The sequence below is a fragment of the Actinomycetospora sp. genome (assembly GCF_036497585.1).
In the GTDB taxonomy this organism is placed as follows: domain Bacteria; phylum Actinomycetota; class Actinomycetes; order Mycobacteriales; family Pseudonocardiaceae; genus Actinomycetospora.
On record NZ_DASXJD010000277.1, the window covers coordinates 1 to 6,638 of the forward strand.

The following is a 6,638-nucleotide window of genomic DNA, read 5'->3' on the forward strand; positions in this document are numbered from 1 at the left end:
CGCCCCGTCCGCCCCCACCTCGCGGTCGGAGGACACCCGCGCCGTCGTCGCGACGCTCGCCGGGGTCGCGCCGCCCGCCCGCGACCGCGACGCCGGCGCCGAGGCCGCGGCGATCGTGCGATGGGCCCGCACCGCGGGGACCACGGACCGGCTCGTCGTCGAGCTCGACTCGCCCGAGGCCGCGTCCCGGCTGGTGTTTCTGCTGACCCGCATCGGGGCCACCGACGGCGTCGTGCGGGGCGACGCGGAGCTCGGCGCGTGGCGGGTCGAGGCCCCGGACACCCCGGACCCCGGCAGCGGGCACGAGCACCTCGCCGCGAGGCTCGGGCTCGTCGACGGACGGGGACGGACGCTGCCGAGCCCCCCGGCCTGGCTCACCGGGGGCTCCCTGCCCGGTGCGGTGGCGACCTGGCGGGGGGCGCTGCTCGCGCGGGGGCACGTGGAGCGGGAGGACTCGGGCGTCGCGGTGGTCGTCGACTGTCCGGCCCCCGGGCCCGCGCTCGCGCTCGCCGAACTGGGCCTGCGCCTCGGGGTGCGCGCCGGGACCCGCCGGGGCGCGGACGCCCCACGCGTGGCGGTGACCGACCCGGCCGAGGTCGCCCTCCTGCTCACCACCTGCGGGGGCCGGGCCACGGCGGTCGCGGCCGGGCTGGACGAGCCGGCCGGGGAGCCGACGCCGGCCTCGGCGAACGAGGCCCGCGCCACCGTCGCCGCCTCGCGGGCCGGCACCGCGGTCGCCGAGGCGTTCGCGACCCTGGAACGCGCGGGCGTCGTCGTGCCGGACTCGCTCTGCGAGGCCGGGCGGCTGCGCCTCGCCCATCCCGAGCTGGGGCTCGCCGACCTCGCCGCCCGCGCCGACCCGCCGCTGTCCAAGGACGCCTTCGCTGGGCGCCTGCGACGGCTCCTCACACTGGCCCGCCGTCACCGCTGAGGCGCCCGGGCCCCCGCGCTCCCAGGGTGCCGCCCGGGTGTGGTCACGCGGGGCGGAGGCGGCGATGGTCGAGACGGTGCGGGGTCCGGTCGACGCGGCGGACCTGGGCACGACGCTCATGCACGAGCACGTCTTCGTGCTGACCCCAGACCTGCTCGCCAACTACCGGCACGAGTACTGGGACGAGGAGCTCCGGGTCGCCGACGCGATCGACAAGCTGACGCGGCTGTGCGGGCTCGGGGTCCGCACCACCGTCGTCGGGCTCGGCCGCTACGTCCCCCGCGTCGCCCGGGTGAACGCCGAGGTCGACCTCAACATCGTCGTCGCCACCGGCCTGTCCCGGGGTCAGCCGCGCGCCATCCCGAGGAACGCGGTGATCGCGGTGGCGGCGTCGGGCCCCGTGGGGTCGGCGTAGGACGCGCCGGCGCGCCCGCCCGACCAGTCGTGGCCCATCCCGTGCACCGTCCACGACTCCGCCAGCACCCGCCCGCCGGGCTCGCTCCACCGCTCGCGGGTCCACGACCGCCCGCCCTCGCCGCCGCGGGTCTCACGTTCCCGCTGCGCTCCGGGGACCCGGCCGACCGCGGAGCGGACGACGGCGTCGGCGTTCCCGGGCGCGACCGTGCGGTCGGCGTCGCCGTGCACCACGATCAGCGGCACCGGGCCGGCATCGGCGACCGTCGCGGGTGGGGACGACATCGCGGCGAACGCCGACCCGACGTCGCGGGCGGCCCGGTAGGGCAGCCCGGAGTGGACCCCGGCGCCGCAGAACACGTCGGGGTGGGTCGCCGCGAGGACGGCCGCCATCGCCGCGCCGGCCGAGAACCCGGCGACGCCGACCCGCCCCGGGTCGACGTCGTGCGCGTCGGCCACCTCGCGGGCGACCGCGGCGATCGCGGCCGGTTCACCGCGGTCGCGCTCCTGGTCCCCGGGGCGGAACCAGTTCCAGTAGCCCATGGCGTTCGCCGAGCGGGACTGCTCGGGATAGACCACGACGATGCCCTCGCGCTCGGCGACCTCGTCCATCCCGGTCGAGGCGGCGAAGGCGTCGGCGTCCTGGGTGCCGCCGTGGAGCATGACCAGCAGCGGAGTGGAACGCTGCGGCGTCGTCGGGACGTAGACGCGGTAGGCCAGGGAGCCGGCCCCGCCCCGCGTGACGCTGCCCGGGGACCTGGTCGCGCCCGACGACGGGGCGCGCAGGCCACCGAGGCCGCCGGCGAGCCCCGTCGTGCCCGGGAGGCCGCCGAGGCCGGGCAGCCCCGTGCCGGCGAGGCCAGCGCCCGGGAGGCCCGCACCGGGCAGGCCGGAACCGGGCAGGCCCGACCCGCCGAGCGCGCGCTGGATGGCGGCGGTGGCCTCGGTGAGCTGCCCCGAGCGCATGAGCTTCGCGGCCTCGTCGAAGCGCGGGGAGGTGCTGCCGCCGGGCCGCCCGAGGGCGTCGACGAGCCGGGTGAGGTGGGACATGGGTGCTCCTGACGATCGTCAGACGATGCGCGGCCCGAGGGCCGCCTTGACCGCGCGGCTGGCGCGGAAGGCCCCGAGCACCTCGACCGAGGCGATGGTCGCCAGGGCCAGCTCGGGGTCGACGTCCTCGGCCACGGTCGCGAGCCCGAGGACACGGATGTGCACCTGCTCCCCCGCGGCGCGGAGGCGCTCGAGATCGGCCCGCGCGAAGTGCTGCGTGCCGAGGACGAGGGTGCGGCGGGCGACCGTGTGCTCGATCGCGGACTCACTGCGCGCGAGCTGCGCGCGGACGGCCGTGCGGATGAAGTCGGTGCGGTTGGAGAAGAACCCCTCCTGCACGAGCAGGTCGATCCGGCCCAGGTCCACCGGACCCAGGTTCACGGTGATCTTCTCGGTGCGCTCCAGCTCTCCGGCCAACTCCACGCCTCCCTCCGCAGACCATCCACATGGATGGTGCACGGCATGTACGACTGACGCAAGTCGCCGGACGCGTCAGCTCAGGATCTCGGCGTGGTGCGGGCGCTGCGCTCCGCCCCGGACCGTTCGCCCGGCCCGAGGTGCAGGCAGGCCTCGCCGTAGCAGGCGAGCACCCTGCGGTGGCGGTGCTCCGCCTCCTCGCGGCGCTCCTCGCTCCAGGGATCGTCGAAGTCGGCGAGGAAGCCGCGCTGGGTGACGAACAGCGCGCTGAGCGCCTCCGTCCACGCCACCGCCCACTCCTCGCGGGCCGCCGCGACTCGGCGGCGTGCAGGGCCGCCCGCGCCACCGCCGCGTCGACGATCGAGCCCCGCGGCAGGACGAGGTCCAGGCTCCGGCGACCCCGGATCTCGGCGGGCGCGATCAGCGCGCGGACCTTGGACAGCAACGCGGAGAACGTCGCTGAGGCCCCGTCGCCAGGGCAGGCCGGGCTCCAGAGCCGGTCGATCAGGATGGATCGGTCGACCGAGCACCGGTCGGAGGCGGCCAGGATCGCAACGAGCAGGCGGGCACGGCGACCGGGCAGCAGGTGGTCGACCGGGCGCCCGTCGACGGCCACCACGAAGCGCCCGTGCACCTGGATCCGCACGGGCGGGCACCGCTCCGGCTCCGACATGAGGCTCCCCCGTGGCGACGCCCTCCGGCTCGGCCGTGCTCGACCCTAGCCAGGGGGGCGGGCGGGCCGACAGCACGACGACAAGGTTCCGGCAACGGTCGTCGGCACACTCCGTGAATCGTCGAAAGGGGAGGGGACCGGGATGAACCAGGTCACGTGCGAGTGCGGGTACGCGGCGCGCAGCGACGCCGAGCAGCAGGTGGTGGACGAGGTCCTCGCGCACGTGCGCCAGGACCATCCGGACCTCGTCGCCCAGGTGACGCCCGACGTCGTGCGTGGCTGGATCGAGCTGGTCCCGGACTGACGCGGTGACCGAGGAGACCGGGACGGGCGGCGACCGGGCAGCGGAGGAGACAGCGCGCCCCGTGCGCCGGCGGCGCCCCGACCGGATTCCGGTCGAGCCACGTCGGCGCCGCCCCACCGGAGCGCGAGGTGCGTGGCCGCCCCGCGACCCGGGCAACCCCGACCATGGTTGACTCCCGTCCCCTCGCGTTCGTCACCGGCGGTTCCTCGGGCACCGGGTTTCGAGCTGGCGCGCCAGTTCGCCGAGCACGGCCACGCCGTGCGCGACCTGGACCGCCCCATCGCGGTGGCCTGCCTGAACGTCGGGATCGGGCTCGGCAGTAATCCGCGCTATAGGACGGATTACTGCTCACCAGGCCGAACGCCACCTACGAGCACCACGTCGAGGCGCCGCGGCCCGTGGACGCCCTCGACGCGGTCCAGCTCGATGTCGCTCGTGGCCGAGGGGCCGGAGACGAATGTGAGCGGCCGGGTCGGGTCGAGCCGCGCGATCGCCTCCGGCACCGAGCAGACGACGTCCGCGGCGCGGATGACGCAGACGTGGTGGTCGGGCACCAGGGTGATCACGCGGCGCCCCTGGTCCGGGGCGCCGGAGTCGAGGACGAACGTGCCGGTGTCCGCGACCGCGACCGCCGCACCCGTCACCACGGCGTCGAGGTGGTCGAGCTCGTCGACGGTGCAGGGCGGCTCGTCGCGGCGGACGCTCCCGCCGAACGCGGAGAGCCAGCCCTCGGGCAGGCCCGGGGGCACGACGACCTGACCCGCCGACCCGAGGAACGCCGCCACGGCGTCCGCGACATCGGCCTCCGCGGCCACCCGGGTCACGGTGGCGCGGTAGTCGGTCAGGGTCTCGTCGAGCCGGGCCACGACCTGCTCGCCACCCGGTGCGTACCGACCCGCCGGGCGGTACTCGCGCGGCACGACGACGGGGGTGGCCGGGGCCCCGGCGTCGCGGGCCGTCCGCAGCCGGGCGAGGACCTCGTCGCGGGCGCCCATCAGGTGTCCCCGTGGGTCCGGGCCCACCACTGCCGGAAGGTCTCGGACGGCGGCGCGGGCACGTCGCGGGCGTTCGTCCACCCTGAGAGCGGCCACGGCAGCGTCGAGATCCGGCCCTTGCGGCCCGCGAGCAGACGCCCGACGCCGAGCGCGCGCTCCGCGAGCTTGAACCGGCCCGGCGTCGTCATCGCGATCGCCGCGGCCTGCATCGCGACGTCCTGCCCCGTCGGGCGGGTGTGGGCGTCGATGGCGGCCGCGCGTTGCTGCACGAGCAGGTGCGGGATGTCGATGCGCACCGGGCAGGCGTCGAAGCACGCCCCGCACAGCGACGAGGCGAAGGGCAGCGTCGCGTTGACGTCGTGCGTCCCGTCGATGCCGGTCAGCTGCGGGGACAGGACCGCGCCGATCGGGCCCGGGTAGATCGAGCCGTACGCGTGGCCGCCGGTGCGCTCGTAGACCGGGCAGACGTTCAGGCACGCCGAGCAACGGATGCAGTGCAGCGCCTGCCGGCCGTCGGCGGAGGCCAGCACGTTCGAGCGACCGTTGTCGAGCAGGACCAGGTGGAACGCTTGCGGGCCGTCGCCGGGGGTCACCCCGGTCCAGGTGGAGGTGTAGGGGTTCATCCGCTCGCCGGTCGAGCTGCGCGGCAGGAGCTGCAGGAACACCTCGAGGTCGGACCAGGTGGGGACGAGCTTCTCGACGCCCATCACGGTGATCAGCGTCTCGGGCAGCGTCAGGCACATCCGCCCGTTGCCCTCGGACTCGACCACCGAGATCGTCCCGGTGTCCGCGACCGCGAAGTTGACCCCCGAGATCCCGACCTTCGCGGAGAGGAACCGCCGCCGCAGGTGGGCCCGCGCGGCCATCGCGAGCCGGCGGGGCTCGTCGGTCAGCTCCGGGTCCACGTCGGGCATCTCGCGCAGGAAGATCTCGCGGATCTCGGCGCGGTTGCGGTGGATCGCCGGGACGAGAAAATGCGAGGGCCGGTCGTGCGAGAGCTGCACGATCAGCTCCGCGAGGTCGGTCTCCAGCGCCGCGATCCCGGCGCCCTCGAGCGCCTCGTTGAGCCCGGTCTCCTGGGTGGCCATCGACTTGACCTTGACGACCTCGTCGGCGCCGGTCGCCTTGACGAGGTCGACGACGATGCGGTTGGCCTCCTCGGCGTCGCGCGCCCAGTGCACCACCCCGCCGCGCTCGGTGACCCGCGCCTCCAGCTCCACCAGCAGCTCGGGCAGCCGCGCCATGGTGTCGGCCTTGATCGCCTCACCGGCGCGGCGCAGCTCCTCCCAGTCGTCGAGCTCGGCCACCACCCCGGCACGCTTCGCGCGGATGGTCCGGGTGGCGTGCCCGAGGTTGCGGCGCAGCTGGGTGTCGGCGAGCGCGCGGTGCGCCGCGACCGGGAAGGACTCGGTGCCGCGCAGGTGGCCGTGCGGGTCGGACGCGACGGTCGGCATGCCCAGCTCGATGGTCCGGCTCCGCTGCGCTGCGCGTCCGTGATCGGTCACGGCGCCACCTCCGCCTGGTCGAACACGAAGTCCCGGGACTCGTCGCGCTGGTCGGTACTGGCCAGGATCTCCGCCAGGTGCACCGTCCGCACCCCCGAGCGCAGCCGCGAGAGCCCGCCCCCGATGTGCATCAGGCACGAGGAGTCCCCGGCGGTGCAGACCTCCGCCTTCGACGTGAGCACGTTCGCCATCTTGTCGGCCAGCATCGCCGTGGACGTCTCGGCGTTCTTCACCGCGAAGGTGCCGCCGAACCCGCAGCACACCTCGGCGTCGGGCAGCTCCACGAGCTCGAGCCCCCGGACCGCCCGCAGCAGCCGCAGCGGCTTGTCGCCGACCCGCAGCATCCGCA

The 6,638-nt window shown here is 75.7% G+C and carries 9 protein-coding genes; 3 read left to right on the plus strand and 6 right to left on the minus strand.

Annotated features, from left to right (window positions below; genetic code table 11):
* A partial coding sequence (locus VGH76_RS27730) for a helix-turn-helix domain-containing protein (RefSeq protein WP_331559994.1) occupies positions 1 to 931 on the plus strand: 931 nt, incomplete at its 5' end.
* A gap of 64 nt (positions 932 to 995) precedes the next feature.
* Entirely contained in the window at positions 996 to 1,346 is a 351-nt protein-coding gene (locus VGH76_RS27735) for a hypothetical protein (RefSeq protein WP_331559995.1), read from the plus strand.
* On the opposite strand, the gene VGH76_RS27740 is transcribed toward VGH76_RS27735, so the two are convergent.
* The 3 genes from VGH76_RS27740 to VGH76_RS27750 form a co-directional block, all read right to left on the minus strand.
* Positions 1,277 to 2,395, minus strand: coding sequence for a PHB depolymerase family esterase (locus VGH76_RS27740; RefSeq protein ID WP_331559996.1), 1,119 nt, complete (start codon positions 2,393 to 2,395; stop codon positions 1,277 to 1,279). The genes VGH76_RS27735 and VGH76_RS27740 overlap by 70 nt on opposite strands.
* A gap of 18 nt (positions 2,396 to 2,413) precedes the next feature.
* Positions 2,414 to 2,818: a CopG family transcriptional regulator gene (locus VGH76_RS27745; RefSeq protein WP_331559997.1), complete on the minus strand. Its 405-nt coding sequence runs from the start codon at positions 2,816 to 2,818 to the stop codon at positions 2,414 to 2,416.
* Between the two features lie 74 nt (positions 2,819 to 2,892).
* Complete coding sequence (locus VGH76_RS27750; RefSeq protein WP_331559998.1) at positions 2,893 to 3,102, minus strand: hypothetical protein; 210 nt, start codon at positions 3,100 to 3,102, stop codon at positions 2,893 to 2,895.
* Positions 3,103 to 3,627: 525 nt separating this feature from the next.
* On the opposite strand from VGH76_RS27750, the gene VGH76_RS27755 reads away from it, so the two are divergent.
* Entirely contained in the window at positions 3,628 to 3,789 is a 162-nt protein-coding gene (locus tag VGH76_RS27755; RefSeq protein ID WP_331559999.1) for a DUF1059 domain-containing protein, read from the plus strand.
* A gap of 341 nt (positions 3,790 to 4,130) precedes the next feature.
* On the opposite strand, the gene VGH76_RS27760 is transcribed toward VGH76_RS27755, so the two are convergent.
* From VGH76_RS27760 to VGH76_RS27770, 3 genes are all read right to left on the minus strand, one after another.
* Positions 4,131 to 4,787: a LutC/YkgG family protein gene (locus tag VGH76_RS27760; RefSeq protein ID WP_414637832.1), complete on the minus strand. Its 657-nt coding sequence runs from the start codon at positions 4,785 to 4,787 to the stop codon at positions 4,131 to 4,133.
* Complete coding sequence (locus tag VGH76_RS27765) at positions 4,784 to 6,238, minus strand: LutB/LldF family L-lactate oxidation iron-sulfur protein (RefSeq protein WP_331560003.1); 1,455 nt, start codon at positions 6,236 to 6,238, stop codon at positions 4,784 to 4,786. The genes VGH76_RS27760 and VGH76_RS27765 overlap by 4 nt, the downstream gene beginning before the upstream one ends.
* 47 nt (positions 6,239 to 6,285) lie before the next feature.
* Positions 6,286 to 6,638 (minus strand): (Fe-S)-binding protein (locus VGH76_RS27770; RefSeq protein WP_331560002.1); only part of this gene is annotated, 353 nt, incomplete at its 5' end.